Raw genomic sequence first — 25,732 nt, 5'->3', positions numbered from 1 at the left:
GGGCGTGCCAGTTTTTAACAAGTTGAAACAGAAAGTCCCATTGAAACGTCGAAAGCCCCGTATTCCGGGGCTTTCGTGTTTTTTCGGTCAGGGTTCGATTGCGAAAGCAGGCGGGGTTTTAAATCAGCATTTGTGCGCGATTGCGGTTCACGGTGCATTCAGTCGGTGCACGATGGCGCCAAAAGCATCGCGGGCAAGCCCGCTCCCACAGGGTCCAGTGTTGTTCACGCAATCGTGAAAACACCGGATTCACTGTGGGAGCGGGCTTGCCCGCGAATGGATCTATGTAGCGACGATGATTTATAGGGTATTTAGCCCTCTTCCCCCTCATCATCATCCCCACCATCAACCTTCATCCCCAATTCCTTGATCTTGCGAGTCAGGGTGTTGCGCCCCCAGCCCAGCAACACCGCGGCATCACGCCGGCGGCCAGCGGTGTGCTTGAGGGCGGTCTCGATCATGATCCGTTCAAACGCCGGCACCGCGCTGTCGAGCAGGCTCGACTGGCCACGGGCCAACGCCTGGTCTGCCCACTGGCGCAGCGCCTGCTCCCAGTTGGTCACCGGGGCCGAATCCTGAGGCAGGTTCAACAGTTCCGGCGGCAGGTCGCTGATGTGCACTTCGCGACCGGAAGCCATCACTGTAATCCAGCGGCAGGTATTCTCCAGCTGACGCACGTTGCCGCCCCACGGCAGGTTCTTCAGGTACTCCTCGGTCTCGCTCTTGAGCAGCTTGGGCTCCACTGCCAGTTCCTGGGCTGCGCGGGCAAGGAAGTGTTTGGCCAGGGTCGGGATGTCTTCGCGACGGTCCGACAGTCGTGGAATGTGGATGCGGATGACGTTGAGGCGGTGGAACAAGTCTTCGCGGAATTTACCCGCGTGCACCAGGGTTTCCAGATTCTGGTGAGTCGCGGCGATGATTCGTACATCCACCTTGACCGGGGTGTGACCCCCTACCCGATAAAACTCGCCGTCGGCCAGGACCCGCAGCAGGCGAGTCTGGGTGTCTGCCGGCATGTCACCGATTTCATCGAGGAACAGCGTGCCGCCATCTGCCTGTTCGAAACGCCCGCGACGCAGGTTGGCGGCGCCGGTGAAGGCGCCTTTCTCATGGCCGAACAACTCGGATTCCATGAGGTCCTTGGGGATTGCCGCCATGTTCAGCGCGATGAACGGCGAGGCTGCCCGTGGGCTGTGACGATGCAGGGCGTGGGCGACCAGTTCCTTGCCGGTGCCCGATTCGCCGTTGATCAGCACGGTGATGTTGGAGTGGCTCAAGCGTCCAATGGCGCGAAACACTTCCTGCATCGCCGGCGCTTCGCCGATGATCTCCGGAGTGCGGGTCAGGGTCGGGACGACTTCAAGACCTTGCTGCTCCTGGGCGTGCTGGTTCGCCCGCTTGACCAGCGATACGGCTTCGTCGACGTCGAACGGTTTTGGCAGGTACTCGAACGCGCCGCCCTGATAGGACGCGACAGCGCTGTCCAGATCGGAGTGAGCGGTCATGATGATCACTGGCAGCCGTGGGTGCTGTTCGCGAATCCGCGCCAGAAGGTCCAGACCGCTGGCGCCGGGCATGCGAATGTCAGAGATGATCACGTCCGGCTGCTGGCGCGCCAGGCGGCTCATCACGCCATCGGCGCTGTCGAAGCTTTGCGTGGTCATGCCTTCCTGCTGCAAGGCTTTTTCCAGGACCCAACGGATAGAACGGTCGTCATCGACGATCCACACGGTTTCACTACGGCTCATGTCGATGTGGCTCCTTGTTCCAGTGGCAGAAAGATCGAGAAGGTGGTGTGGCCTGGGTGGCTGTCACACTCGATCAGGCCCTGGTGCTGGCTGATGATGTTCTGGGTAATGGCCAGGCCCAGCCCGGTACCGTCCGGGCGGCCGCTGACCATGGGAAAGAAGATGGTTTCCTGAAGTTCCGCCGGTATGCCTGGACCGTTGTCGATGATCTCGATCTTGGTGACCAGGCGGTGACGCACGTGGCCGATGGTGAACTGGCGCATGGCCCGGGTGCGCAGGCTGATGCGGCCAAGGCGCAGCTCATTCTGGCTGCTGATGGCCTGCATCGCATTGCGCACGATGTTCAATACCGCCTGAATCATCTGCTCACGATCAATCAGGACATCGGGAATGCTTGGGTCATAGTCGCGCACCAGGTTGATGCAACCCTGGCTTTCGGCTTCCACCAGATGGCAGACCCGCTCGAGCACTTCGTGAATGTTGCACATGGCCAGCGATGGCAGCTTGTTCGAGCCGAGCATGCGATCCACCAGGTTTCGCAGGCGATCGGCTTCTTCGATGATCACGTTGGTGTAATCGCGAAGGCTTTCTTCGGGCAGTTCACGGGCCAGCAGTTGCGCTGCGCCACGAATCCCGCCCAGCGGGTTCTTGATCTCGTGCGCCAGGCCACGCACCAGCATCTTGCTGGTCTCCTGTTTCGACAGCTGTGCCTCTTCCTTGGTGATGCGCAACAGGCGATCGCGCGGGTGGACCTCGAGCAGCAGCAGGGTGTCGCCGTTGGAGAGGATCGGCGTCACTGCGTAGTCGACAGTCAGGGTCTGGCCGGTGAGGGCAGTAAGCATCGCTTCACGCTTGGTGAAAGGGTGAGCCTGTTCAACAGCCTGGCGCAGGGAATTCAGCGCTTCGGTGGATTCGGTGAACAATTCACTGATGAATTGCCCGTGACTGCGCTGCCCGCTGATTGCCAGGAGCATTTCTGCCGCCGGGTTCATGTACTCCAGGCGCAGCTGCGCGTCGAGCAGGATGGTGGCGGTAGTCAGGTTGTCGAGCAGCAAGCGGTGCAGTGCGTCGCTAATGGTCATCAGGACCTCTTTTGGAGCAGGGCGTGCGCAAGAAAAAAGCGTTTGTTACTGGAAAATGCAAAAACCAAACCAAGGCTCTGAAAAGAAGCGTCGATCGCCTGAAACAGGCGTTTGACGCTCTTTTGCGTGGCGTTTTGCCAGCTTCGACGGGTAGTTTCGAACCAAAATGGGATGAGAACTGGGTAGTGCGCCTCTAGGCGCACCAATATAGTGCGCAAGCAGGCTGAGGGTTAAAAGAACTTCAGGAAGGGATTTTTTTCCTCTTCGGGTTTGTCCTTGAGCGGGCACTCCGGGCGCTGGCCGAAGTCGGAAAGGGCGCAGGGTTTGACCTGGCGTTTCTGGGCAAGGGAAATTCGCAGCATGTGAAAGGGTTGATTGGCGGTGCGCTCTACTGTGCGGCCTTGCTGGTCGAGGATTTCAACGGACAGGTTGTGGCTGCCGCGGTCGACATTGGTCAGGGCAAAGACCGGGCTGAGGCCGGGTTCGGCGGTGGGTTTGCCGTCCAGCAGCAGGCGGTAGCGGTGACCCCGTTGCAGGCCGGGCTCGCTGGTCACACTGACGATCAGTTCACCGGCGCTGCTGCGCAGCGTGGCGTCAGGTTCGGGTACCAGCACCCTCAGCAGGTCGTAGCGATAAAGAGGGGGGGCTTCGGCTTGTGGTCTGGGGGTCGCCGGTTTGGCGCTGCCCGGATTGGCGGACATGCGATTACCCGGCGCCAGCGGTACGCGCTTGGCGTTGCCGGAGCCGGGCTGATCGGTGAAGACCCGATTGCCCTGGGCATCGACGTAGGTAAATATTTCGGCCGGCGCGGGCAGCGCAACCAGCAGCAGTCCGGCCAACAGCCACCCTTTCAAGGCTTGTGCACTCGCTGCACGGTGAAGGTCACGGTCGGGCTTTGCTGCACGACGTTGTCCCCGCTGATCACCTGTACCGCCAGGCTGTGGGTGCCACGATCGATGTTTACCAACTGCAGGACTGGCACGTTGCCAGGCTGGCCGTAGGGCTGTTCATCCAGCAGCAGCCGGAACAGATGCGGGCCCCGCAGGCGCGGCTTGATCAACACGTTCACGGTGAATGTGCCGTTGTTGGCGCGTAACGCTTCGCTGGTGGGCAGGTTGGTCAATTCCAGCACTTCGTATGCGCTACTCGGCTGTTCGTCAGTTACGGCGTCAACAGGCGGCGCAGCAGGTGCTTGTGATTCGACGCTGTTTAGCGGAGGTAGCTCGACCGGCTGCGCCACGACGCCATCGGGCGGTTGGTTGCTGTAGGCGGTGTTGCCGTTGGCGTCGGTGTACTTGTAGATCTGCGCTGCAGCGGGCAGGGCGATCAGCAGCAACAACAGTAAAAAAACACGACCCATAAAATCGACCAGAAGCGAAGGCGTTGGGGTGCAGCATAGGTCAGGGCTGGCGCTTGACCCAAGTCGTTAATATTTCGGTATGAAAAGCAGTAGCAAAGATCGCAGCCTTCGGCAGCTCCTACGCGCCTGTGGGCGCTGCCGAAGGCTGCGATCTTTTGATCTTGTACGCATAAAAAAAGCCTCCCGAAGGAGGCCTCTTTTTGTCACGCCGCGAGTGCTGGCGCTACCGGATCAGCAGCTGTAGTACAGCTCGTATTCCAGTGGGTGTACGAAGGTGCGGACCTTGATTTCTTCTTCGCTTTTCAGAGCGATGTAAGCGTCGATGAAGTCGTCGGAGAACACGCCGCCTTTGGTCAGGAACGCGCGACCTTTGTCCAGCTCTTCCAGGGCTTCTTTCAGGCTGCCGCAAACTTGTGGGATCTCTTTGGCCTCTTCAGGCGGCAGGTCGTACAGGTTTTTGTCAGCTGCGTCGCCAGGGTGGATCTTGTTCTGGATGCCGTCCAGGCCAGCCATCAACAGTGCAGCGAAGCCCAGGTACGGGTTGGCTGCTGGATCCGGGAAGCGGGCTTCGATACGGCGAGCGCGCGGGCTCGACACGTAAGGAATACGGATCGAAGCGGAACGGTTGCGAGCCGAGTAGGCCAGCATGACCGGTGCTTCGAAACCTGGGACCAGACGCTTGTAGGAGTTGGTCGACGGGTTGGTGAAGCCGTTCAGGGCCTTACCGTGCTTGATGATGCCGCCGATGAAGTACAGGGCGGTGTCGGACAGGCCGGCATAGCCTTCACCTGCGAAGGTGTTCTTGCCATCTTTGGCGATGGACAGGTGAACGTGCATACCCGAGCCGTTATCGCCGTACAGTGGCTTAGGCATGAAGGTCGCGGTGCGGCCGTAGGCGACAGCAACGTTGTGTACGCAGTACTTCAGGGTCTGAACTTCGTCAGCCTTGGCCACCAGGGTGTTGAACTTCACACCGATTTCGTTCTGGCCGGCAGTCGCCACTTCGTGGTGGTGAACTTCGATGGTCAGGCCCATTTCTTCCATGGCGTTGCACATGGAGGTACGGATTTCGTGGTCGTGGTCGAACGGTGGAACCGGGAAGTAGCCGCCTTTGATACCTGGACGGTGGCCATGGTTGCCGCCTTCGATGTCCTGGTCGGACATCCACGAACCTTGCTCGGAGTAAATCTTGAACATCGAGCCGGAGATGTCGGACTTGAACTTCACTTGGTCGAAGATGAAGAACTCTGGCTCCGGGCCAACGAATACGGTGTCGCCGATACCGGTCGACTTCAGGTATTCCTCGGCGCGGTGGGCGATGGCGCGCGGGTCGCGGTCATAGCCTTGCATGGTCGACGGGTCGATCACGTTGCAGACCAGGATCAGCGTTGGGTCTTCGGTGAACGGGTCGAGAACGGCCGTGCTGTCGTCTGGCAGCAGGATCATGTCGGAGGCTTCGATGCCTTTCCAGCCAGCGATGGAGGAACCGTCGAACATTTTGCCTTCTTCGAAGAAAGCTTCATCCAGCGCGTCGCGAGCCGGCATGGTCACGTGGTGCTGAGTGCCTTTGGTGTCTGTGAAGCGCAGATCAATCCACTTGACGTCATGATCTTTGATGAGTTGAACCGACTTCGACATAGTGTCCTCCGGGTGGCTTCGGGCTTTGGTAGTGGATGGCCCTTGGAATGTGGGTGATGCCGGCGCGAATACTCTGCCAAGGCAACCTGCCTCACAAGGGAGCAAATTGCATGCCAGTGCCCCAGCATGGGTTTTTCGCCCCAAATTCACGCTTATATAGATGTATGGCGTTCAGAAACGGCAAAACTCGCCCCGTTATGTGGCGCATAATCACACAAATGACCCGTTTTGGTGCGCGTCGAAGGTTCTGCATATTAACTGGTTAAACCTTGAGCAATTTCCGCTATAATCCGCGCCCCCCTTTTTCGGCTGGCCCAGCGCGCGCTGTTTTCATGAAACTAATCGTAAAAGTCTTCCCCGAGATCACCATCAAGAGCCGCCCGGTACGGATGCGTTTCATCCGCCAGTTGGCCAAGAACATCCGCACCGTGCTCCGCGACCTGGACCCGGCCGTGGTGGTGAACGGTGTGTGGGACAATCTCGAGCTGGAAACCCGCGTTAGCGAGCCCAAGGCCCTGAAGGAGATGACCGAGCGCCTGAGCTGCATGCCGGGCATTGCGCATTTCCTGCAGGTCGACGAGTACCCATTGGGTGACTTCGACGACATCGTTGCCAAGTGCAAGCTGCACTTCGGTGACGCCCTGGCCGGGAAGATTTTTTCGGTGCGCTGCAAGCGCGCCGGCAAGCATGAATTCAGTTCCATGGATGTCGAGAAATACGTCGGCAGCCAGCTGCGTCGTCAATGCGGCGCCGCCGGAATCTCGCTGAAAGAGCCGCAAATCGAAGTTCGTCTCGAAATTCGCGACAAACGGTTGTTCGTGATCCACAACCAGCACAACAGCATCGGCGGTTATCCGCTGGGTGCCCTGGAGCAGACGCTTGTGCTGATGTCCGGTGGCTTCGATTCAACGGTGGCCGCCTACCAGATCATGCGCCGCGGGCTGATGAGCCATTTCTGCTTCTTCAACCTGGGCGGGCGGGCCCATGAATTGGGGGTGATGGAGGTCGCGCACTTCATCTGGAAGAAGTACGGCAGCTCCCAACGCGTGTTATTTGTCAGTGTGCCGTTCGAGGAAGTACTGGGAGAAATTCTCGGGAAAGTCGATAACAGTCATATGGGCGTAGTTTTGAAGCGTATGATGTTGCGCGCTGCTTCCCGTATTGCCGATCGGCTGGAGATCGAGGCGCTGGTCACCGGTGAAGCGATTTCCCAGGTGTCGAGCCAGACGCTGCCGAACCTGTCCGTGATCGACTGCGTGACTGACAAGCTGGTCTTGCGACCGCTGATCGCCAGCCACAAGCAGGACATCATCGATCTGGCCAACGAAATCGGCACGGCCGATTTCGCCAAGCACATGCCGGAATATTGCGGGGTCATCTCGGTGAACCCCAAGACCCACGCCAAGCGTCCGCGCGTGGAGCACGAAGAGAAAGAATTCGACATGGCGGTTCTCGAGCGTGCGCTTGAGAACGCCAAGCTGGTACCGATCGATCGCGTGATCGACGAATTGGGCCAGGACTTGCAAATCGAAGAAGTCGGCGAAGCACTGGCAGGTCAGATCGTCATCGACATCCGTCATCCGGATGCCGCTGAAGACGAGCCGCTGGACCTCGCGGGCATTGAGGTACAAACGATGCCGTTTTATGCATTGAACGCTCGTTTCAAGGAACTGGACCCTACTCGCCAGTACCTGCTGTATTGCGACAAAGGCGTGATGAGTCGCCTGCATGCCCACCATTTGCTCAGTGAGGGGCATGCCAATGTGCGCGTTTATCGACCGAGCTAAGAGCCCGGGGCTGTTTGCCTGTGGCCTGCGTCACCGGCCCCCCGACTCTGCCGTCAAGCTGTAACGGCAAGGCCTGACTCTACTGTTAATCGCTGCCAAGACTTGTCAGCACACCGAATCCTCTGATCGAGATACACAAGTGATCGAAAATCTACGCAACATCGCCATCATTGCTCACGTTGACCATGGTAAAACCACCTTGGTAGACAAACTCTTGCGTCAATCCGGCACCCTGGAGCGCAACGAGCTCAACGACGAGCGCGTGATGGACTCCAACGACCAGGAGAAAGAGCGCGGTATTACCATTCTGGCGAAAAACACCGCCATCAACTGGAACGGCTACCACATCAACATCGTGGACACCCCGGGCCACGCCGACTTCGGCGGCGAAGTTGAACGCGTAATGTCGATGGTTGACTCCGTTCTGCTGCTGGTTGACGCTCAAGACGGCCCTATGCCGCAAACCCGTTTCGTGACCAAGAAGGCTTTCGAAGCCGGCCTGCGTCCGATCGTGGTCATCAACAAGGTTGACCGTCCAGGCGCACGTCCGGACTGGGTTCTGGACCAGATCTTCGACCTGTTCGACAACCTCGGTGCCACCGAAGAACAGCTGGACTTCAAAGTCGTCTACGCCTCGGCCCTGAACGGCATTGCCGGTCTGGATCACACCGACATGGCTGAAGACATGACTCCGCTGTACCAGTCGATCGTCGACAACGTACCAGCACCGCAAGTTGACCGTGACGGCCCGTTCCAGATGCAAATCTCGGCACTGGACTACAACAGCTTCCTGGGCATTATCGGCGTTGGCCGTATCGCTCGTGGTCGCGTCAAGCCGAACACCCAGGTTGTTGCGATCGACGCTGACGGCAAGCGCCGTAACGGCCGTATCCTGAAACTGATGGGTCACCACGGTCTGCACCGCGTTGACGTTGAAGAAGCAGCTGCCGGCGACATCGTCTGCATCAGCGGCTTCGAGTCGCTGTTCATCTCCGACACCCTGTGCGACCCACAGAACGTTGAAGCGATGAAGCCGCTGACCGTTGATGAACCAACCGTTTCGATGACCTTCCAGGTTAACGACTCGCCGTTCTGCGGCCGTGAAGGCAAGTTCGTCACCAGCCGTAACATCAAAGAACGTCTGGACAAGGAACTGCTCTACAACGTTGCCCTGCGCGTTGAAGAAGGCGACACCGCCGACAAGTTCAAGGTCTCCGGCCGTGGTGAGCTGCACTTGTCCGTACTGATCGAAACCATGCGTCGCGAAGGCTTCGAAATGGGTGTTGGTCGTCCGGAAGTGATCATCCGCATGGTTGACGGCGTGAAGCACGAACCGTACGAAAACGTGACCATCGACCTGCCGGAAGAATCGCAAGGTTCGATCATGGAGCAGATCGGTATCCGTAAAGGCGACCTGACCAACATGGTTCCGGATGGCAAGGGCCGTGTGCGCCTTGAGTACAACATCCCGGCACGTGGCCTGATCGGTTTCCGTAACGAGTTCCTGACCCTGACCTCCGGTGCAGGCATCCTGACCTCGATCTTCGACCGTTACGACGTGATGAAGTCCGGCGACATGTCCGGCCGTCAAAACGGCGTGCTGGTTTCGGTTGCTACCGGTAAGGCTCTGACTTACTCGCTGGAAACCCTGCAAGCTCGCGGCAAACTGTTCCTGGGTCACGGTGAAGACGTGTACGAAGGTCAAATCGTCGGCATCAACAGCCGCGACAACGACCTGGGCGTCAACCCAACCAAAGGCAAGAAGCTCGACAACATGCGTGCTTCGGGTAAAGACGAAACTATCGCTCTGGTTCCGCCTATCCGTTTCACCCTGGAACAAGCTCTGGAATTCGTTCAAGAAGACGAATTGTGCGAAGTCACTCCTAAGTCCATCCGTCTTCGTAAGAAGATCCTGGGCGAAAGCGAGCGTACCCGCGCTGCCAAGAAGTCCGGTAACTAAGTCATTTAGTTAGCAGACAAAAAATGCCCCCGATCGCGAGATCGGGGGCGTTTTTGTTTTGTCTGGAGAAAAAATCAAAAGATCGCAGCCTCGTTTCACTCGACAGCTCCTACAGGCGTACACATAACCCTGTAGGAGCTGTCGAGTGAAACGAGGCTGCGATCTTTTCGGCGTTAGAATTTCTCGAGGGTGCGACGGCTGCTACTGGTCTCGCGCACCACTTCCTTGGGCTTGTAAGCGCAATATCCCGGCCGCGGCCCGATCTTGGGGTGATTGCGGCAAGTATCCGGGCGCTTTTCATAAATAGTGCACAGACGGCTCTTACGATCCAGGTACAGGCAATCGTTGTTGCTCATGCGCTGGAGGGTGAAGATCTCGGTCTTCTGGCTGTAGCGCTCGACGATCCCTTCCTTCTGCAGACGCTTGGCAATGTTCTTCGCCGGCTCGCCGCGCTCGAATTCGTCGACGATGCCGATCCGGATCAGGTCCTTGATCTTGACCTCGACCGGCAGGGTGCAGCAGCTGGACACACAAGAGCCGCACATCGGTGCAGAATACTTGGCCCAGGTATCGAGGCGATCGATCTCCGCAGCGGCGATCAGGTTGGGTTTCATCATCGGTTGTTACCAGCGTGTGCATCAGGGCGCGCGATCATACCGGGACTGGTGGATTTTTGAACAACCTTTCGCCAGTTTTTTTCCAGCGCGGCTCATCGGCTTCGGTAATCCGGCACGGGCCCTGCATTCTTTCCGGCATACGACAAGGTAATGTCGACCTATCTCGCACTAACGGGAAAAACTGCCGAACCAGACTCTCCACGGCCTGTCAGACCGTCTAGGCTCAACTACTCCACGCTCGCTCGAGGTCTTATCGATGACTCAAGAACCACTTGTTCGCGAAGCAGAGGTGGCCGCATTCCGCGACGCCGTCTTGACCAAACTCACCTACGCGGTGGGCAAAGACCCGGATCACGCCTTCGACCACGACTGGTTCGAAGCCATTGCCTTGGCGGCGCGCGATCACATGGTCGAGCACTGGATGGATCACACCCGGCAGATCTACCGTAAAGGCCAGAAGCGTGTTTATTACCTCTCGCTGGAATTCCTCATCGGCCGTCTGCTCTATGACAGCCTGAGCAACCTCGGCCTGCTTGATGTTGCGCGCGAAGCGCTGACCGAGCTGGGTGTCGACCTTGAGCGTATCCGCCTGCTGGAGCCTGACGCGGCGCTGGGTAACGGCGGCCTCGGGCGCCTGGCCGCGTGCTTCATGGAAAGCATGTCGACGCTCGGCATCGCCGGCCATGGCTACGGAATTCGTTACGAGCATGGTTTGTTCCGCCAGGCCATCGTGGATGGCTGGCAGCAGGAGCAAACCGAGCATTGGCTGGACTTCGGCAACCCGTGGGAGTTCGAGCGCCCGGAGGTGGTTTACCCGATCGGCTTTGGTGGCAGTGTCGAGACCGTCACTGACGAGAACGGCAAGACCAAGCAGGTCTGGACACCCGTGGAAACCGTTCGCGCCATTGCCTACGACACCCCGGTTGTCGGCTGGCGCGGGGCGAGCGTCAACACTCTGCGGCTGTGGCGCGCCCGCGCCATGGAAGATCTGCACCTGGAACGCTTCAACGCCGGTGACCACCTGGGCGCCGTTGCCGAGGTTGCCCGGGCCGAAAGTATTTCCCGTGTGCTTTACCCGGCGGACAGCACCGAAGCCGGTCAGGAACTGCGTTTGCGCCAGGAATACTTTTTCGTTGCCGCCTCCTTGCAGGACCTGCTGCGCCGCCACCGCAACATGCACACCTCGGTGCTGACCCTGGGTGACCACGCGGCGATCCAGCTCAACGATACGCACCCATCGATCGCCGTAGCCGAACTGATGCGCCAACTGGTCGACGTCTATGACGTGGCATGGGACGCTGCGTGGCAGGTGACGGTCGATACGCTCTCGTACACCAACCACACGCTGCTGCCCGAGGCGCTGGAGACCTGGCCGGTCGGCCTGATGGAGCGCATGCTGCCGCGACACATGCAGATCATCTACCTGATCAACGCCCAGCACATCGACTCGTTGCGGGCCAAGGGCATACACGACTTCGACGTGTTGCGCGCGGTGTCGCTGATCGAGGAAGACAATGGCCGCCGCGTGCGCATGGGCAACCTGGCGTTCCTCGGTTCCCATAGCGTCAATGGCGTGTCCGGCCTGCACACCCAGCTGATGCGCAAAACCGTGTTCTCCGAGCTGCACAAGCTGTACCCGGAGCGGATCAACAACAAGACCAACGGCATCACCTTCCGCCGCTGGCTGTACCAGGCCAACTCCGAGCTGACTTCAATGCTGGTGGATGCCCTGGGACCGGACCTGCTGGACAACCCGGAAGAACGCTTGCTGGAGCTGGAACCGTTCGCCGAGAAAGCCGCCTTCCGCAAGGCGTTCGCCGAGCAGCGTCTGCACAGCAAGAAGGCCCTGGCCTACATCATTCACGAGCGCCTGGGTATCGCCGTCAACCCGGCGGCGATGTTCGACGTGCAGGTAAAGCGGATCCACGAGTACAAACGCCAGCTGCTCAACCTGCTGCACACCGTGGCGCTTTATCAGGCGATTCGTGCCGAGCCGGAAACCGACTGGGTACCCCGGGTGAAAATTTTCGCCGGCAAGGCGGCCGCCAGTTATCACCAGGCCAAGTTGATCATCAAGCTGACCAACGACATCGCCCGTGTGGTCAACAACGACCCGACCGTGCGCGGTCTGCTCAAGGTGGTGTTCCTGCCCAACTACAACGTCAGCCTGGCGGAAAGTATTATTCCGGCGGCGGACTTGTCGGAGCAGATTTCCACGGCGGGCTTCGAGGCGTCGGGTACCAGCAACATGAAGTTCGGCCTGAACGGCGCGCTGACCATCGGTACCCTGGACGGTGCCAACGTGGAAATGTGCGAGCGCATCGGTGCCGAGCACATGTTTATCTTCGGTCTCAGTGCCCAGCAGGTTGAAGCGCGCAAGCAGAACCACGAGTTCAATGCGACGCCGGACATCGCAGCGTCCCATCGACTCAACGATGTGCTGCAGGCGATTCGCGGTGGGGTGTTCTCGCCGGATGATCCATCCCGTTACGCGGGCTTTATCGATTCGCTGATCGACTACGACCGCTTCCTGGTCTGCGCCGATTTCGACTCCTACTGGGACGCGCAGATGCGGGTCGAAGCGCATTGGCACGATTCCAACGAATGGTGGCGTTCGGCGGTGCTGAACACCTCGCGGATGGGCTGGTTCTCGTCCGACCGGACGATTCGCGAGTACGCCACAGATATCTGGAAAGCGTTGGAGTAAGTAGCCGCCCGGCTGGATATAATGGCGCCGAAAAGATCGCAGCCTTCGGCAGCGCCTACAGGGGGACGTATTCCTGTGTAGGCGCTGCCGAAGGCTGCGATCTTTTCGTGTCGGGCTGCGCTAATCTTCCCGGATTGGCCACTGCGCTTAGGGATATCGACCATGCAATGGATTTTCATGCTCATAGGGCTGGTGCTCGGCTGGGTGCTCGACGAGTCGTTCGGCGATGCGCTATTGGGTGCGTTGCTCGGCCTGGGTATCGGGCAGGCCATTCGTATCGGCCGTCTGGCCTTGCAAGCCACCGAGCAACAGTTGCAGTTACAGAAGGCGCAAGTCGACCTGCTGGCGCTGCAGCAACGCCTGGCTTCGCTCGAAACGTCCGGCATGAGGACGCCGCAGGCACCGGAGCCTGCTCCTGAGTTCATTCTTGACGACATCCCTGTTGAAGCGCCCGAACTTGTCTGGGAGCTTCCACCCGAGCTCGAGCCGATTACCGTCGCAGCCTCTGAAGCGAGGCGTCCGCCGCCCGTCGATGCCTGGAGGGCCGCACCGGTCGCCCGCGAACCCCTGGAGCCAGCGATTCCACGCGGCCCCAACTTCATCGAACGGGCTATCGATGGTGCCCGTGCCTGGTTATTCGGCGGCAACACCGTGCTGCGGGTCGGCGTGGTGCTGTTGTTCCTCGGGCTGGCGTTCCTGCTGCGTTACGCCACCGAAGGCATGGTAGTGCCGATCGAGTTGCGGTACGCCGGGGTGGCGGCGGCTGCTTTGAGCCTGCTTGGGCTGGGTTGGTGGTTGCGCACACGCAACAATAACTACGCGCTGATCCTGCAAGGCACCGGGATCGCGGTGCTGTACCTCACGGTGTTCGCCGCAATGCGCCTGCATCCGCTGCTGGACCCGACTGCGGCCCTGGGCCTGCTGGTGGCGGTGACAGTGTTTTCCGCCATCCTCGCCATCAAGCAGGACTCCCTGGGCCTGGCCGCCGCTGCGGCACTGGGCGGTTTTGCCGCGCCACTGCTAACCTCGACCGGCGCCGGCAGCCACGTCGCGCTGTTCAGTTACTTCGCGCTGCTCAATGCGGGCATCCTCGCCATCGCCTGGTTCAAGGCCTGGCGGTTACTCAACGTGATCGGCTTCGTTGGCACTTTCGGTATCGGCTTCACCTGGGGCTTGCGTTCCTATACGCCGGAGCTGCTGTGGAGCACCGAGCCGTTCCTGATCCTGTTTTTCCTGATGTACCTGGCCATCGGCCTGCTGTTCGCCCGTCGAAAATTGTTGGAGATGAGCGACACACCCGAGGACGACAGTCGCGATGCGCTGTTGCGCTGGTCGGCGCGCAAGGGCGATTACGTCGACGGCACCCTGCTCTTCGGCCCGCCGCTGGTGGGCTTTGGCCTGCAGTTTGTGCTGGTCCAGCATCTGGAGTTGGCCGCTGCGTTCAGTGCCCTGGCATTGGGCATGATCTACATGGGCCTGGCCCGTTGGCTGATGGGGGCCCGGGCGCTGTTGTTGGCGGAAACCTGCCTCGCCCTCGGGGTGATCTTCGCCAGCCTGGCGATTCCCCTGGGGCTGGATGCGCGCTGGACGTCTGCGGCCTGGGCTATTGAGGGGGCCGGTATCCTCTGGCTTGGCCTGCGTCAGCAGCGAACATTGGCCCGCGCCTTTGCCTTGCTCTTGCAGCTGGGCTCGGCGCTGATGTTTCTCAGCGAGCTGCGATTCGGTGACAGCAGTTTGCTCCAAGGCGCACCGCTGGGCGCGTTGATGCTTGGCGCGGCGTTGTTGTTCAGCTTCCACCAATTGCGCACAGCCTCTGCTGCGCACACTGCACCTTGGGAACGTCAGGGGCTGCCGGTGCTCGCGGGCCTGGGGCTGATCTTCCTCTATCTGTTGGCGCCGCTGTTTTTCCTGACCCAGGGCACGGCGATCAGTTGGGCGCTGGCCGGCCTGGCGACCTTGGTTGTCGGCCTGCGCCTGCAGTCGCGCACGTTCCTGTTCATGGCATTTGCCGTGCAGTTGCTGGGTGGCGCGGCTTTCGCGCTGTCGGCTGCAGGATTTTTCGCTCAGTTCGCCAGCGAAGGCTTGCGTCCACTGGCGCACACCGGGTTCTGGACGCCAATGGTTTTGGGCCTGGCAGCGTTCGTCGGGGCCTGGTGCCTGCAGTTCGGAAACCCTGCAGCGAGGTTCGGTGCGTTCAGCCTGAAGCGGTTGGCTGACGTATTGCTGGTGTGGGGCGCGGGTTGGTGGGCGATCGCCTGGGGTATGGACATCCAGCGTTTCGCTGCAGTGGACCTGCAAGCGACGTTGCTGCTGGCCGTCCTGGCGGTGAGCGTCGCGCTGTGGGCGGTGCTTGCTTTGCGCCTGCAGTGGGCCTCGCTGGGGTTGCTCTGTCTCACGCTGATACCTGCTGCCGCCCTGGTGCTGCTGGACGCGCTGCATGGCCGTTTTCATCCGGCTGCCGATTTTGGCTGGCTGGTGTGGGTCGCGGTGTTCGCCGTGCATTTCATCTCGCTGCGGCGACTGGCTGCGCGGGTGCCCGAGCGCGCACTCGGCATCGCCCACGTGCTCGGCTGCTGGCTGCTGATTGGCGTGCTGGCCCCGGAGTTGCGCTACGCCTTGCTGCTGTTGTCCGAGCAGTACAATGCCTGGCGCTGGCTGGGTTGGGCGATTCTGCCGAGCGTCTACCTGGTGCTGATGGCGGTGCCGCGCAGTTGGCCATGGCCGGTGGCTGCCTATCCCCGCGAGTACCGGGTCTATGCGGCCGTACCGCTGGCGCTGTTGATGCTTGGCTGGTTCTGGTTGGCGAACAGTGTCAGCGACGGGTCGGCCGACCCTTTGCCCTATGTGCCGTTGATCAATCCGCTGGAATTGGGCCTGTTGTTTGCGCTGTTCGGCGTATTTATCTGGGCGCGCAGTGCAGTGGCGCAACTGGCGCTGCGCAGCAACTACTTCCACCAGGCTGCGCAAATGATCGCAGGCGTCTCGCTGTTCGCCTTCTTCACCGTCCTGGTGATGCGCACCGCCCATCATTGGGCTGGCGTGCCATTCCAGCTCGATGCATTGCTTGAATCCATGCGGGTGCAGGCCGGGCTGTCGATCGTCTGGACCTTGATGGCACTGAGCCTGATGATTGGTGGTCACCTGCGCCATCGTCGCGAGGTCTGGTTGATCGGCGCCGCGCTGATCGGTGTGGTGGTTGCCAAGTTGTTCTTTGTTGAGCTGAGCAACCGTGGCGGGTTGGCGCGGATTGTGTCTTTCATTGGAGTCGGGGTGTTGCTGCTGGTGGTGGGCTATTTCGCCCCGCTGCCGCCCAAGCGCGCCGAAGCTGCGGCGGAGGCGGATAAACCGGCCCCGCAAACCGAAGGAGTTTCGTCTTGAGTCAGAAGCTGAGCCTGGGTTGGTTGGGCGTTGTTGCGCTAGGCGTGACGCTGTCGGCCGGCGCCCAGGAAAAACCGGCAGACTTCAGCACCCAGGTGCCGTTGTCAATCAGCGGCGAGGGGCCGTGGTATCGCCTTGAGCTACCGATGAGCGTGCAATTGAATGCACGCCAGACCGATCTTGCAGATGTACGGGTGTTCAATGCCGCAGGCGAGCCCCAGGCCTATGCCCTGGCTCGGGAATCGGCGCAGGCCAGCGAGAAGCCTGTGCTGACCGACGTGAAATGGTTCCCGCTGTACGCCTCCGCCGACTCCACTGAGCGCGCTCCGAGCGTGAAGGTGCGGTCGAGCGGTGACGGTACGCTGGTGGAAGTGCAACCAGCCGGTCAACTTGAAGCGGGCGAAGAAGTGCTGCGCGGCTGGTTGCTGGATGCCAGCGGAATCAAGGCGCCCCTGCAGCAGTTGATACTCGACTGGACCAGTGAGCGCGATGGCTTCCAGCGTTTCACCATTGAGGCGAGCGACGACTTGCAGCACTGGCAATCCTGGGGAGAAGGGCAGGTGGCTCGGCTGACCTTTGCCGACGAGCGGGTGGAGCAGCGTGAGGTGGGGTTGCCGGGGCAATCGGCGCGTTACCTGCGCCTGCTCTGGAACACGGCGCAGTCGGCGCCTGTCCTGACCTCGGCGCAACTGGAAAGCGCCAGCGGGCGCAGCTTGCCGCTGCCGTTGGTCTGGTCGCAGCCGTTGGGCGCCAGCAGCGCCAAGGCCGGTGAGTACATCTGGCAGTTGCCGACGGGGCTGAACGTGGAGCGCATCCAGATCGAGTTGGATCAGGCCAACAGCCTGGCGCCGGTGACGGTGTCCGGGCGTCGGGAAAGCAGCTTGCCGTGGCGGCCGCTGGGCAGCGGTTTGTTGTACCGCCTGACCCAGAATGGCCAGGATGTGGTGCAGAACGAGTTGCAGTTGGCCGGGCAGACCGTCCAGCAGTTGAAGCTGGTCGTCGACGAGCGCGGCGGTGGCTTGGGCGCGCAGGCGCCGACCCTGAAATTTGCTGTGCGCTCTACGCTGCTGGTGTTCCTGGCACGCGGGGAGGGGCCTTACACCCTGGCGCTTGGCAGTGCGACGGTGAAGGCGGCGAACCTGCCGTTGTCGACGCTGATCCCGGATTACAGCGCGCAAAAGTTGGCGGCGCTGGGCAAGGCTTCGGTAGATGCTGGAGTGGTCGTGGCGCCGACGTCTACGGTGACCACTGCGGCCACCGCCGCCACCGACTGGAAGAAATTCGGTCTTTGGGCGGTGTTGCTCTTGAGTGTGGTGTTTCTGGCGGCGATGGCGTTCAGCCTGTTGCGCAAACCGCCGGCGAACTCCTGAGAATGGCCGGCGCTGCGCGCCGGATCGCGAGCAAGCTTTGCTCCCACAGGATCAGGGAGGTCCTGGGGGATTGGGCCTGACTGATGGCGCCTGTGGGAGCAAGGCTTGCCCGCGATGGCGCTCGCAGAGTCGGCAAAAATCTTCCGCCAAATCCTGCAGGATTCGAACTACGCTAAACCCCGCGCATGAACTCTATTGGGCATCTCACGTCTGATAGGAGGAAATGCGCCCCGACTCGCGTTAAACTGCGCGGGTTTCCCGCCCCCCCCATTCCACCGGAGCCTTCCATGTCCCGCGTTACCCTGAGTCGCTATCTGATTGAGCAGACCCGCAGCAACAACACTCCTGCCGATCTGCGTTTCCTGATTGAAGTGGTGGCGCGCGCTTGTAAAGAAATCAGCCACGCCGTATCCAAAGGCGCCCTGGGTGGTGTTCTGGGCAGCATGGGCACTGAAAACGTCCAGGGCGAAGTGCAGAAGAAACTCGACGTGATCTCCAACGACATCCTGCTCGAAGCCAACGAATGGGGCGGTCACCTGGCCGGCATGGCGTCCGAGGAAATGGACAATGCCTACCAGATCCCGGGCAAATACCCGAAAGGCGCCTACCTGTTGGTGTTCGACCCACTGGACGGTTCGTCCAACATCGATATCAACGCGCCAGTCGGCACCATCTTCTCGGTACTGCGTTGCCCAACTGAATACCTGAGCCAGAACGAAGCCCTGAACGAAAAGGCCTTCCTGCAGCCAGGTACCCAGCAGGTTGCTGCCGGTTACGCGATCTACGGCCCGCAAACCATGCTGGTGTTGACCCTGGGTGACGGCGTCAAGGGCTTTACCCTGGACCGTGAAATGGGCAGCTTTGTCCTGACCCATGAAGACATCACGATTCCTGAAAGCACCCAGGAATTCGCGATCAATGCCTCCAACCAGCGTCACTGGGAAGCTCCGGTACAGCGCTACGTCGACGAATTGCTGGCTGGCGATGAAGGCCCGCTGAAAAAGAACTACAACATGCGCTGGGTTGCCGCGATGGTGGCCGATGTGCACCGTATCCTGACCCGTGGCGGCCTGTTCATGTACCCACGCGACAGCCGCGAGCCGTCGAAGCCGGGCAAACTGCGCCTGATGTATGAAGCCAACCCGATGTCGTTCCTGGTGGAACAGGCCGGCGGCGCTTCCACCGATGGTCACCAGCGCATTCTCGACATCCAGCCAGAAGGCCTGCACCAGCGCGTAGCGGTGTACCTGGGCTCGAAAGAAGAAGTCGCCCGCGTTACGGCTTACCACAAGGAATAACATGACCGCGCCCTGGCAGCCGTTGCTCGAATGGTGGTTTGGCTCAGCCCAGACCTCTGACGAGGTAGCGGCTGACAAGGGCAAGTTATGGTTCGGCAAGCACGACCGCCAGGACCTCGAGGCGCAAACGCGTTTCGGGGACTGGGTCGAGCAGGCGCTTGCCGGCGGATTGACTGACTGGGCGCAACGCCCCGACGGTTGGCTGGCGCTGGTGCTGTTGCTCGATCAGCTGCCACGCATGATCTATCGCGACTCCCCCAAAGCCTTTTGCGGTGACCTCAGGGCTCAAGCCCTGGTAGCCCAAGGCATTGCTGCGGATTTTGATCGGCAGTTGCAGCCGATTCAGCGGGTATTCATCTACATGGTGTTCGAGCATTGCGAGAATCTGGCGGTGCAGAACGAGGCCGTTTCGCGGTACATCGATCTGGTTAACCAACAACCTGAGGGTGATCAGGCGTTGTTTACCGATTACCTGAATTACGCCGAAAAGCATCAGAAGGTGATTGCGCGGTTTGGGCGGTTTCCGCATCGCAATGCAGTGTTGGGAAGGGATTCGACGGCTGAAGAGTTGGCGTTTCTTTCGGGGCCTGGTTCAAGGTTCTAGATTTTCCTTGCGGCTGATGCCGTCATCGCCAGCAGGCTGGCTCCCACATTGGGGTTGTGTCGTTCACAATCCCCTGTGGGAGCCAGCCTGCTGGCGATGGGGCCAGTGAAAGCAGTTTAAATCCTGAAGCTACCCACCAACTGTTTAAGCCGCGCCGCCTGCTGCTCCAGATCCGAGCATGCCCGCAACGTCGACTGCAAGTTCTCCACGCCTTCCTGATTCAGCATGTTGATTTCGGTAATGTCGACATTGATCGACTCCACCACTGCCGTCTGTTCCTCAGTGGCCGTCGCCACCGACTGGTTCATGCCATCGATCTCACCGATACGCTGGGTCACGCTACCCAGGCGCTCGCCGGCCTGGTTGGCGATGCCGACACTGCTTTCGCTCTGACGCTGGCTATCGGTCATGGTGCTCACCGCTTCCCGGGCGCCGACCTGCAGTTCCTCGATCATCTTCTGCACCTGCTGCGCCGAGTCCTGGGTGCGGTGCGCCAGGTTGCGTACCTCATCGGCGACCACGGCAAACCCACGTCCGGCTTCGCCGGCACGGGCCGCTTCGATGGCTGCGTTCAGGGCCAGCAGGTTGGTCTGCTGGGAGATGCTGGTGATCACTTCCAGAATCTGCCCGATGTTCACCGTGCTGCTGTTAAGCGTTTCGATGTTGCCGCAGGAATCACTGATCTTCGCCGACAGCTGCTGCATCGCGGCAATGGTCTTGTCGACCACCTGCTGGCCGTCTTCGGCCAGGGCCCGTGCATCGCTCGAATGTTGCGAGGCGAGGGCTGCATTCTGGGCGATTTCCTGGGCGGCGGCCCCCAGTTCGTTGATCGCCGCAGCCACACTGCTGGTGCGCGATGCTTGCTGGTCGGAGTTGAACATCGACGAGTTCGAAGCTGCCACTACGCGCAGGGCGACTTCGTTGACCTGGCCGGTGGCGGACGCCACTTCAGTGATGGAAGTATGGATACGTTCCACGAAGCGGTTGAACGAAGTGCCCAGCGCGCCGAATTCGTCATGACCGTGGATAGTCAGCCGCCGGGTCAGGTCGCCTTCACCTTCAGCGATGTCGTGCATGGCACGGCCCATGGTCAGCAGCGGTTGCATCAGGAAGCTGATGAGCATGCCCAGCAGCGCAATGATGATCACCACCGCAATCACCATGGCAATGATCGCCGAGGTGCGGAATTCGCTGAGCATCGCGAACGCGGTTTCCTGGTCGAGCACCAGTGCCACGTACCAGTCCGCCGAAGGCACACCGTTGACGTGAGTGAAGGAGATGAACTGGCTTTTACCGCCGATCTCGACCTCTTTCAGCCCCGGGCTCACGGTCGGTGCCCCATTGGGGTAGGCGTCGGCCAGGCTCTTGAGGACAAAGTTGCTGTCCGGATGGATCAGGATCTTGCCGTCGGCGCTGACGATAAACGCATGGCCGTGGCCACCGAAGTTCAGCGAGTTGATGATCGCGCTGACGCTGGACAGGTCGATGTCTGCACCGGCGACGCCAATCATCTGGCCCTGGCGTTGCACCGGTGTTGCCACCGTGATCACCAGTTTGCCTGAGGACGCTGCGATGTAGGGTTCAGTTACCACCGTCTGTTTTGCACTGTTGGCCGCTTTGTACCAGCCGCGGGCGCGGGGATCGTAGTCGGCGGCGCGATTGCCGGCCGGGACCGAGAACATCACGCCGTCGCTGCCACCGAAATAGCTCAGCTGGAAGTTACTGGTATAGGCCGGCAGGTCGATAGCGCGCTTGAGGCTGGCCGGCGCGGAGCCGTCTATTGCAATCTGCTGGGACAGCGATTGCAGCAACTGAATGCGGCTTTCCAGCCAGGTCTGGATGTTGCTGGTGGTCAGGCTGCCCAGTTCCTGCATCGACGCTTGCGTACTGCTGCGCAGGGTCTGGCGCTGGCGGTAGTCGTTGAACAGGATGAAACAGGCGAATGCAACGGCCACCACGAGGGCGGCAGCCAGCAGGATCTTGTGGCTGAACTTCATGTTTCTGGTCATTAAGTGAGCTACCGCGCAGGGACTGGTGTGGTCGCGATTTGCTCGTGCGAGGGAGTTTGATAATCGCGTGTGGTTAATCGAACCGCGTTATCGTTGGCATCCATCGCGAGCAAGCTCGCTCCTACATGATGTGTCGACCGCACCGTGCCAAAGATTAGGCGTCCTGCTGCAAAATTGGCGAATTGATGAGTGGCGCGGCAAAGTTGCTGATTTTTCGGAACATGGCAGACGAGTGGCTCGACAAATAGGCTGCCGGCCGGGGAACCAGATTGGGGTTTTCTCTTCTAAGCTTCTGCTTGGCAGCCATGCCAACCCCCTTCGCCCCAGGAGCTACACCATGTCGCTGCGCTCTATCGCCCTGCTTTCGTTCTGCGTGCTGTTGGCCGCATGCAGCAAGGTCAATCAGGAAAACTATTCGAAGTTGTCCTCGGGCATGCCCAAGGCCGAGGTTGAAACCTTGCTGGGCAAGCCTACCGATTGCTCCGGCGCGCTCGGCATGTCCAGTTGCACCTGGGGCGACAAGAACAGCTTTATCAGCGTGCAGTACGCCGGTGACAAAGTGTTGATGTTTTCTGGCCAAGGCCTGAAGTAAACCGGGGCTTCGCGCCCACGGGAGAAAAACAATGAAGCGGTTATTATTTGTTCTTTTGGCCGGCCTGGTATTGGCCGGCTGCGCCACTTCTGGCGATGAGTCGCTGGCGCCGAAAACGGTCGACAGCGTCAACCTGAAGAAATATCAAGGCACCTGGTATGAGCTGGCGCGCCTGCCGATGTATTTCCAGCGCAACTGTGCGCAATCCGAAGCCCATTACACCCTCAAGTCCGACGGTAATGTGCTGGTGCTGAACCGCTGCCTGACGGCGGATTGGCAATGGGAAGAGGCCAAAGGCACCGCCTGGCCACAAGTGCCAGGCAAGACCGACAAGCTGTGGGTCGAATTCGACAACTGGTTTTCGCGCTTGCTGCCGGGTGTAGCGAAGGGCAATTACTGGGTGCTGTACGTCAGCGACGACTACAAGACTGCCATTGTTGGCGATCCGAGCCGTCGTTACCTGTGGTTGCTGTCACGCAGCCCCACCGTCAACGGCGTAACGCGCGAAGAGCTGCTGAGCAAGGCGCGACAGCAGGGGTACGACACCACGCGATTGATCTGGCGTGCCTCCGATACGCAGATGGCGAAGACTTCGAACTAGCGGGCACCGAAGATCAAAACTGTGGGAGCGAGCCTGCTCGCGATAGCGGTCTGTCAGCCAATATCTCTGTTGGATATGACGGCCTCATCGCGAGCAGGCTCGCTCCCACATTTCGTTTTGCGTTAACCCAATAGATCGCGCAGGACTTGGGTGAACGCACGGCTGCTTTCTTCTTCGCCGGCATGGCGCCCGTCGCGCACGACCCACTGGCCATTGACCAGGACATCGCGCACCTGGCGATCGCCACCGGCAAACAGCCAGCGATTGAGAATGGCGTCACCGCTGGCTGTTGCCAGGTACGGATCGTTGCCATCGAGCACCAGCCAGTCCGCTCGCTTGCCGACTTCCAGTGCGCCAATTGGCTGACCCAGCGCCTGGGCGCCGCCATCCAGTGCCGCGTCATATAGCGTGCGGCCAACCATCGGTTGATCGGCGCCATACAGGCGGTTACGCCGCTGGTCACGCAGACGCTGACCGTATTCAAGCCAACGCAACTCCTCCACCACGCTCAATGACACGTGGCTGTCGGAACCGATCCCCATGCGCCCGCCCTGAGCCAGGAAGTCCACCGCCGGGAAAATTCCGTCGCCCAGGTTGGCTTCAGTCGTCAGGCACAGGCCGGCAATGGCGCGACTCCTGGCCATCAACGTAACCTCTTCCGGGTTGGCGTGGGTCGCGTGGACCAGGCACCAGCGTTGGTCGACTTCGGTGTTTTCGTATAGCCATTGCAGTGGTCGACGACCGCTCCAGGCCAGGCAGTCATCGACTTCCTTCTGCTGCTCGGCAATATGAATGTGCACCGGGCATTGGGTGTCGCTGGCCGCCAGTACTTCGCTGATCTGCTGGGGCGTGACGGCGCGTAACGAGTGGAAACACAAACCCAGGGACTGCGCCGGCTGTCCGGCCAGGATCGGCTGCAGGCGCGACTGCAGCTTGAGGTAGTTCTCGGTGCTGTTGATAAAGCGCCGCTGACCCTCGTTCGGCGCCTGGCCGCCGAAGCCGGAATGGCTGTAGAGCACGGGCAGCAGCGTCAGGCCTATGCCGGCAGACGCCGCCGCCTGGCTGATACGCAGCGCCAGTTCTGCAGGATCGGCATACGCCTGGCCGCTGGTGTCGTGGTGCACGTAATGAAATTCGGCGACCGACGTATAGCCCGCCTTGAGCATCTCGATGTACAGCTGACGAGCGATGACGCCGAGCTGCTCCGGGCTGATTTTTCCGACGAGACGGTACATCAGGTCGCGCCAGGTCCAGAAACTGTCGTTTGGATTGCCTGCCACTTCCGCCAGCCCGGCCATCGCCCGCTGGAATGCGTGGGAGTGCAGATTCGGCATGCCCGGCAGCAGCGGCCCCTTTATCCGTTCGGCGCCATCTGCTTGAGAATTGGCCTGGACAAGGGTCAGCGCGCCATCGGCGCTGACCTCAAGACGTACATCATTGGCCCATCCGTTAGGCAGCAGTGCGCGTTCGGCAAAGAAGGCGGACATGGTTCAGCACCCCATCGTGTGTTATTTGTATATACATATACAGACGTTTGCCTCGACGGTAAACTCCGGCAAGCTAGCAATCTCATCCAGATGAACAAGGATTAACCGTGCCGACTCCGCCTGCTGTCTCTCCGTTGGCCGCGAACATGGGCGACAGTCCGGCGCCCCTGTACGCCCGCGTCAAACAGATGATCACCCAGCAAATCGACAGTGGTAACTGGCCGCCGCATTACCGCGTGCCCTCGGAAAGCGAACTGGTCAGCCAGCTGGGTTTCAGCCGCATGACCATCAACCGTGCCCTGCGCGAGATGACCGCCGACGGCCTGTTGGTGCGTATGCAGGGTGTGGGTACGTTCGTTGCCGAGCCGAAAAGCCAGTCGGCCCTGTTTGAAGTGCACAACATCGCCGACGAAATCGCCTCTCGCGGCCATCGTCACACCTGCAAGGTGATCACCCTGGAAGAAGAAGCCGCCGGCTCCGAGCGTGCACTGGCGCTGGACATGCGCGAAGGCCAGAAGGTATTTCACTCGCTGATCGTGCACTTCGAGAATGATATTCCGGTGCAGATCGAAGACCGTTTTGTTAACGCGCTGGTGGCCCCGGATTACCTCAAGCAGGACTTCACCCTGCAAACGCCGTACGCCTACCTGAACCAGGTCGCACCGCTGACTGAAGGCGAGCACGTGGTCGAGGCGATACTGGCTGAGGCCAGCGAATGCAAATTGCTGCAAATTGAAAAAGGCGAGCCATGCCTGCTGATTCGTCGCCGGACCTGGTCGGGGCGTCAGCCGGTGACTGCCGCCCGGTTGATCCACCCCGGTTCCCGTCATCGTCTGGAAGGTCGGTTCCATAAATGAACATGAAGGTTTTACGCGCCAAAGATTACCCACGCATGCCATGGAAAAACGGCGGAGGCAGCACTGAGGAAATTACCCGGGATGCGGGCACGGGCCTGGACGGTTTCGGTTGGCGCCTGTCGATTGCCGATATTGGCGAGTCGGGCGGGTTTTCCACGTTCGCCGGTTATCAGCGTGTGATTACCGTACTGCAGGGCGATGGCATGACGTTGCGCGTCGACGGCCAGGACACGCCTGCGTTGTTACCGCTGGAGCCGTTTGCTTTTAGTGGTGAGAGCCAGGTGTCTTGCACACTGCTTGGTGGACCGATTCGCGATTTCAACCTGATTTATGCGCCGCAGCGTTACGACGCGCGGTTGCAGTGGCTGGCAGGGGAGCAGCGGTTTTTCAGTTCGGCGGGGACTGTGCTGGTGTTCAGTGTCACTGACGCGTTAGAAGTGAAAGTCGGTAACAGTGCCCAGCAATTGGGCCGCCATGATTGCCTACAGGTTGATGGTAATGCCGGTCTCCTGGAAGTCTCCAGTGGCGGTAATTGCTGTGTGATTGAGCTGATCGCGCGCTGATCCAAGCTTCTAAAAGATCGCAGCCTTCGGCAGCTCCTACAGGATGTACGTCATCTCATCGTAGGAGCTGCCGA

At 60.3% G+C, this 25,732-nt stretch carries 21 protein-coding genes and 1 pseudogene; 12 read left to right on the top strand and 10 right to left on the bottom strand.

What is annotated here, in order from left to right; all coding sequences use genetic code 11:
- Positions 1-311 precede the first annotated feature (311 nt).
- Positions 312-1,748, bottom strand: coding sequence for a nitrogen regulation protein NR(I) (gene ntrC / locus UB23_RS25390; RefSeq protein ID WP_045061995.1), 1,437 nt, complete (start codon positions 1,746-1,748; stop codon positions 312-314).
- Positions 1,745-2,830, bottom strand: a complete 1,086-nt coding sequence (gene glnL / locus UB23_RS25385; protein WP_045061994.1) for a nitrogen regulation protein NR(II) — start codon at positions 2,828-2,830, stop codon at positions 1,745-1,747. The genes ntrC and glnL overlap by 4 nt, the downstream gene beginning before the upstream one ends.
- Positions 2,831-2,853: 23 nt before the next feature.
- On the opposite strand from glnL, the gene UB23_RS29835 reads away from it, so the two are divergent.
- Positions 2,854-3,027 (top strand): hypothetical protein, encoded by a 174-nt coding sequence (locus UB23_RS29835; RefSeq protein ID WP_160298072.1) that lies wholly within the window; start codon positions 2,854-2,856, stop codon positions 3,025-3,027.
- 33 nt (positions 3,028-3,060) lie between these two features.
- Here UB23_RS29835 and UB23_RS25380 read toward each other — a convergent pair whose 3' ends face one another.
- The 3 genes from UB23_RS25380 to glnA all read right to left on the bottom strand — a co-directional run bounded on the left by UB23_RS25380 (position 3,061) and on the right by glnA (position 5,828).
- Positions 3,061-3,684, bottom strand: a complete 624-nt coding sequence (locus UB23_RS25380; RefSeq protein ID WP_045061993.1) for a DUF4124 domain-containing protein — start codon at positions 3,682-3,684, stop codon at positions 3,061-3,063.
- Entirely contained in the window at positions 3,681-4,190 is a 510-nt protein-coding gene (locus UB23_RS25375) for a DUF4124 domain-containing protein (protein ID WP_045061992.1), read from the bottom strand. The genes UB23_RS25380 and UB23_RS25375 overlap by 4 nt, the downstream gene beginning before the upstream one ends.
- Before the next feature lie 231 nt (positions 4,191-4,421).
- Positions 4,422-5,828 (bottom strand): type I glutamate--ammonia ligase, encoded by a 1,407-nt coding sequence (gene glnA / locus UB23_RS25370; RefSeq protein WP_045061991.1) that lies wholly within the window; start codon positions 5,826-5,828, stop codon positions 4,422-4,424.
- A gap of 332 nt (positions 5,829-6,160) precedes the next feature.
- Between glnA and thiI the strand changes: the two genes are divergently transcribed.
- Both thiI and typA read left to right on the top strand, forming a co-directional pair.
- Positions 6,161-7,615, top strand: a complete 1,455-nt coding sequence (gene thiI / locus UB23_RS25365) for a tRNA uracil 4-sulfurtransferase ThiI (RefSeq protein WP_045061990.1) — start codon at positions 6,161-6,163, stop codon at positions 7,613-7,615.
- Between the two features lie 139 nt (positions 7,616-7,754).
- Positions 7,755-9,575 carry a translational GTPase TypA gene (typA, locus tag UB23_RS25360; protein WP_045061989.1) on the top strand — a complete coding sequence of 607 codons (1,821 nt, stop codon included), beginning with the start codon at positions 7,755-7,757 and terminating at the stop codon, positions 9,573-9,575.
- Between the two features lie 173 nt (positions 9,576-9,748).
- Here typA and UB23_RS25355 read toward each other — a convergent pair whose 3' ends face one another.
- On the bottom strand, positions 9,749-10,189 hold the full coding sequence (locus tag UB23_RS25355; protein ID WP_045062033.1) for a YkgJ family cysteine cluster protein: 441 nt from the start codon (positions 10,187-10,189) through the stop codon (positions 9,749-9,751).
- Positions 10,190-10,448: 259 nt separating this feature from the next.
- Here UB23_RS25355 and UB23_RS25350 point away from each other — a divergent pair, with 259 nt between their 5' ends.
- The 5 genes from UB23_RS25350 to UB23_RS25330 all read left to right on the top strand — a co-directional run bounded on the left by UB23_RS25350 (position 10,449) and on the right by UB23_RS25330 (position 19,549).
- On the top strand, positions 10,449-12,899 hold the full coding sequence (locus UB23_RS25350) for a glycogen/starch/alpha-glucan phosphorylase (protein ID WP_045061988.1): 2,451 nt from the start codon (positions 10,449-10,451) through the stop codon (positions 12,897-12,899).
- 162 nt (positions 12,900-13,061) lie between these two features.
- Positions 13,062-16,277 carry a DUF2339 domain-containing protein gene (locus UB23_RS25345; protein ID WP_045061987.1) on the top strand — a complete coding sequence of 1,072 codons (3,216 nt, stop codon included), beginning with the start codon at positions 13,062-13,064 and terminating at the stop codon, positions 16,275-16,277.
- On the top strand, positions 16,274-17,647 hold the full coding sequence (locus tag UB23_RS25340; RefSeq protein ID WP_045061986.1) for a DUF3999 domain-containing protein: 1,374 nt from the start codon (positions 16,274-16,276) through the stop codon (positions 17,645-17,647). The genes UB23_RS25345 and UB23_RS25340 overlap by 4 nt, the downstream gene beginning before the upstream one ends.
- 287 nt (positions 17,648-17,934) lie before the next feature.
- Positions 17,935-18,945, top strand: a complete 1,011-nt coding sequence (locus UB23_RS25335; protein WP_045061985.1) for a class 1 fructose-bisphosphatase — start codon at positions 17,935-17,937, stop codon at positions 18,943-18,945.
- Between the two features lies 1 nt (position 18,946).
- Positions 18,947-19,549, top strand: a complete 603-nt coding sequence (locus UB23_RS25330; RefSeq protein WP_045061984.1) for a DUF924 family protein — start codon at positions 18,947-18,949, stop codon at positions 19,547-19,549.
- 116 nt (positions 19,550-19,665) lie between these two features.
- On the opposite strand, the gene UB23_RS30945 is transcribed toward UB23_RS25330, so the two are convergent.
- The 3 genes and pseudogenes from UB23_RS30945 to UB23_RS29830 all read right to left on the bottom strand — a co-directional run bounded on the left by UB23_RS30945 (position 19,666) and on the right by UB23_RS29830 (position 21,865).
- Positions 19,666-20,430, bottom strand: coding sequence for a methyl-accepting chemotaxis protein (locus tag UB23_RS30945; protein WP_414704660.1), 765 nt, complete (start codon positions 20,428-20,430; stop codon positions 19,666-19,668).
- A 93-nt stretch (positions 20,431-20,523) separates the two neighbouring features.
- Positions 20,524-21,546 (bottom strand): annotated as a pseudogene (locus tag UB23_RS30940) (HAMP domain-containing protein); the annotation flags it as partial.
- Between the two features lie 166 nt (positions 21,547-21,712).
- A complete protein-coding gene (locus UB23_RS29830) occupies positions 21,713-21,865 on the bottom strand; it encodes a hypothetical protein (protein WP_160298071.1) in 153 nt (50 codons plus the stop codon).
- A 30-nt stretch (positions 21,866-21,895) separates the two neighbouring features.
- Here UB23_RS29830 and UB23_RS25320 point away from each other — a divergent pair, with 30 nt between their 5' ends.
- The gene (locus tag UB23_RS25320; RefSeq protein ID WP_045061982.1) at positions 21,896-22,150 is read left to right on the top strand and encodes a lipoprotein; all 255 of its coding nucleotides are present in this window, start codon (positions 21,896-21,898) and stop codon (positions 22,148-22,150) included.
- A gap of 31 nt (positions 22,151-22,181) precedes the next feature.
- Positions 22,182-22,751 carry a lipocalin family protein gene (locus tag UB23_RS25315; RefSeq protein ID WP_045061981.1) on the top strand — a complete coding sequence of 190 codons (570 nt, stop codon included), beginning with the start codon at positions 22,182-22,184 and terminating at the stop codon, positions 22,749-22,751.
- A gap of 122 nt (positions 22,752-22,873) precedes the next feature.
- On the opposite strand, the gene UB23_RS25310 is transcribed toward UB23_RS25315, so the two are convergent.
- Positions 22,874-24,238, bottom strand: coding sequence for a formimidoylglutamate deiminase (locus tag UB23_RS25310; protein WP_045061980.1), 1,365 nt, complete (start codon positions 24,236-24,238; stop codon positions 22,874-22,876).
- A 146-nt stretch (positions 24,239-24,384) separates the two neighbouring features.
- Between UB23_RS25310 and hutC the strand changes: the two genes are divergently transcribed.
- Complete coding sequence (gene hutC / locus UB23_RS25305) at positions 24,385-25,095, top strand: histidine utilization repressor (RefSeq protein ID WP_172435301.1); 711 nt, start codon at positions 24,385-24,387, stop codon at positions 25,093-25,095.
- Positions 25,092-25,658 (top strand): HutD/Ves family protein, encoded by a 567-nt coding sequence (locus tag UB23_RS25300; protein WP_045061979.1) that lies wholly within the window; start codon positions 25,092-25,094, stop codon positions 25,656-25,658. The genes hutC and UB23_RS25300 overlap by 4 nt, the downstream gene beginning before the upstream one ends.
- The last annotated feature ends 74 nt before the right edge of the window (positions 25,659-25,732 follow it).

Source organism: Pseudomonas sp. ES3-33 (assembly GCF_000952175.1).
In the GTDB taxonomy this organism is placed as follows: Bacteria; Pseudomonadota; Gammaproteobacteria; order Pseudomonadales; family Pseudomonadaceae; genus Aquipseudomonas; species Aquipseudomonas gregormendelii.
Note: the sequence above shows the minus strand (reverse complement) of the source record. Positions and strands in the feature narration are given on the sequence as shown.

Coding starts and splice junctions, on each gene's coding strand:
- UB23_RS25350 (WP_045061988.1), top strand. CDS start 10,449: ATGACTCAAGAACCACTTGTTCGCGAAGCAGAGGTGGCCGCATTCCGC.
- thiI (WP_045061990.1), top strand. CDS start 6,161: ATGAAACTAATCGTAAAAGTCTTCCCCGAGATCACCATCAAGAGCCGC.
- UB23_RS25310 (WP_045061980.1), bottom strand. CDS start 24,238: ATGTCCGCCTTCTTTGCCGAACGCGCACTGCTGCCTAACGGATGGGCC.
- UB23_RS25315 (WP_045061981.1), top strand. CDS start 22,182: ATGAAGCGGTTATTATTTGTTCTTTTGGCCGGCCTGGTATTGGCCGGC.
- UB23_RS25335 (WP_045061985.1), top strand. CDS start 17,935: ATGTCCCGCGTTACCCTGAGTCGCTATCTGATTGAGCAGACCCGCAGC.
- UB23_RS25375 (WP_045061992.1), bottom strand. CDS start 4,190: ATGGGTCGTGTTTTTTTACTGTTGTTGCTGCTGATCGCCCTGCCCGCT.
- ntrC (WP_045061995.1), bottom strand. CDS start 1,748: ATGAGCCGTAGTGAAACCGTGTGGATCGTCGATGACGACCGTTCTATC.
- UB23_RS25345 (WP_045061987.1), top strand. CDS start 13,062: ATGCAATGGATTTTCATGCTCATAGGGCTGGTGCTCGGCTGGGTGCTC.
- UB23_RS25300 (WP_045061979.1), top strand. CDS start 25,092: ATGAACATGAAGGTTTTACGCGCCAAAGATTACCCACGCATGCCATGG.
- hutC (WP_172435301.1), top strand. CDS start 24,385: ATGGGCGACAGTCCGGCGCCCCTGTACGCCCGCGTCAAACAGATGATC.
- UB23_RS30945 (WP_414704660.1), bottom strand. CDS start 20,430: ATGTTCAACTCCGACCAGCAAGCATCGCGCACCAGCAGTGTGGCTGCG.
- UB23_RS25320 (WP_045061982.1), top strand. CDS start 21,896: ATGTCGCTGCGCTCTATCGCCCTGCTTTCGTTCTGCGTGCTGTTGGCC.
- glnL (WP_045061994.1), bottom strand. CDS start 2,830: ATGACCATTAGCGACGCACTGCACCGCTTGCTGCTCGACAACCTGACT.
- glnA (WP_045061991.1), bottom strand. CDS start 5,828: ATGTCGAAGTCGGTTCAACTCATCAAAGATCATGACGTCAAGTGGATT.
- UB23_RS29830 (WP_160298071.1), bottom strand. CDS start 21,865: ATGGCTGCCAAGCAGAAGCTTAGAAGAGAAAACCCCAATCTGGTTCCC.
- UB23_RS25330 (WP_045061984.1), top strand. CDS start 18,947: ATGACCGCGCCCTGGCAGCCGTTGCTCGAATGGTGGTTTGGCTCAGCC.
- UB23_RS25355 (WP_045062033.1), bottom strand. CDS start 10,189: ATGAAACCCAACCTGATCGCCGCTGCGGAGATCGATCGCCTCGATACC.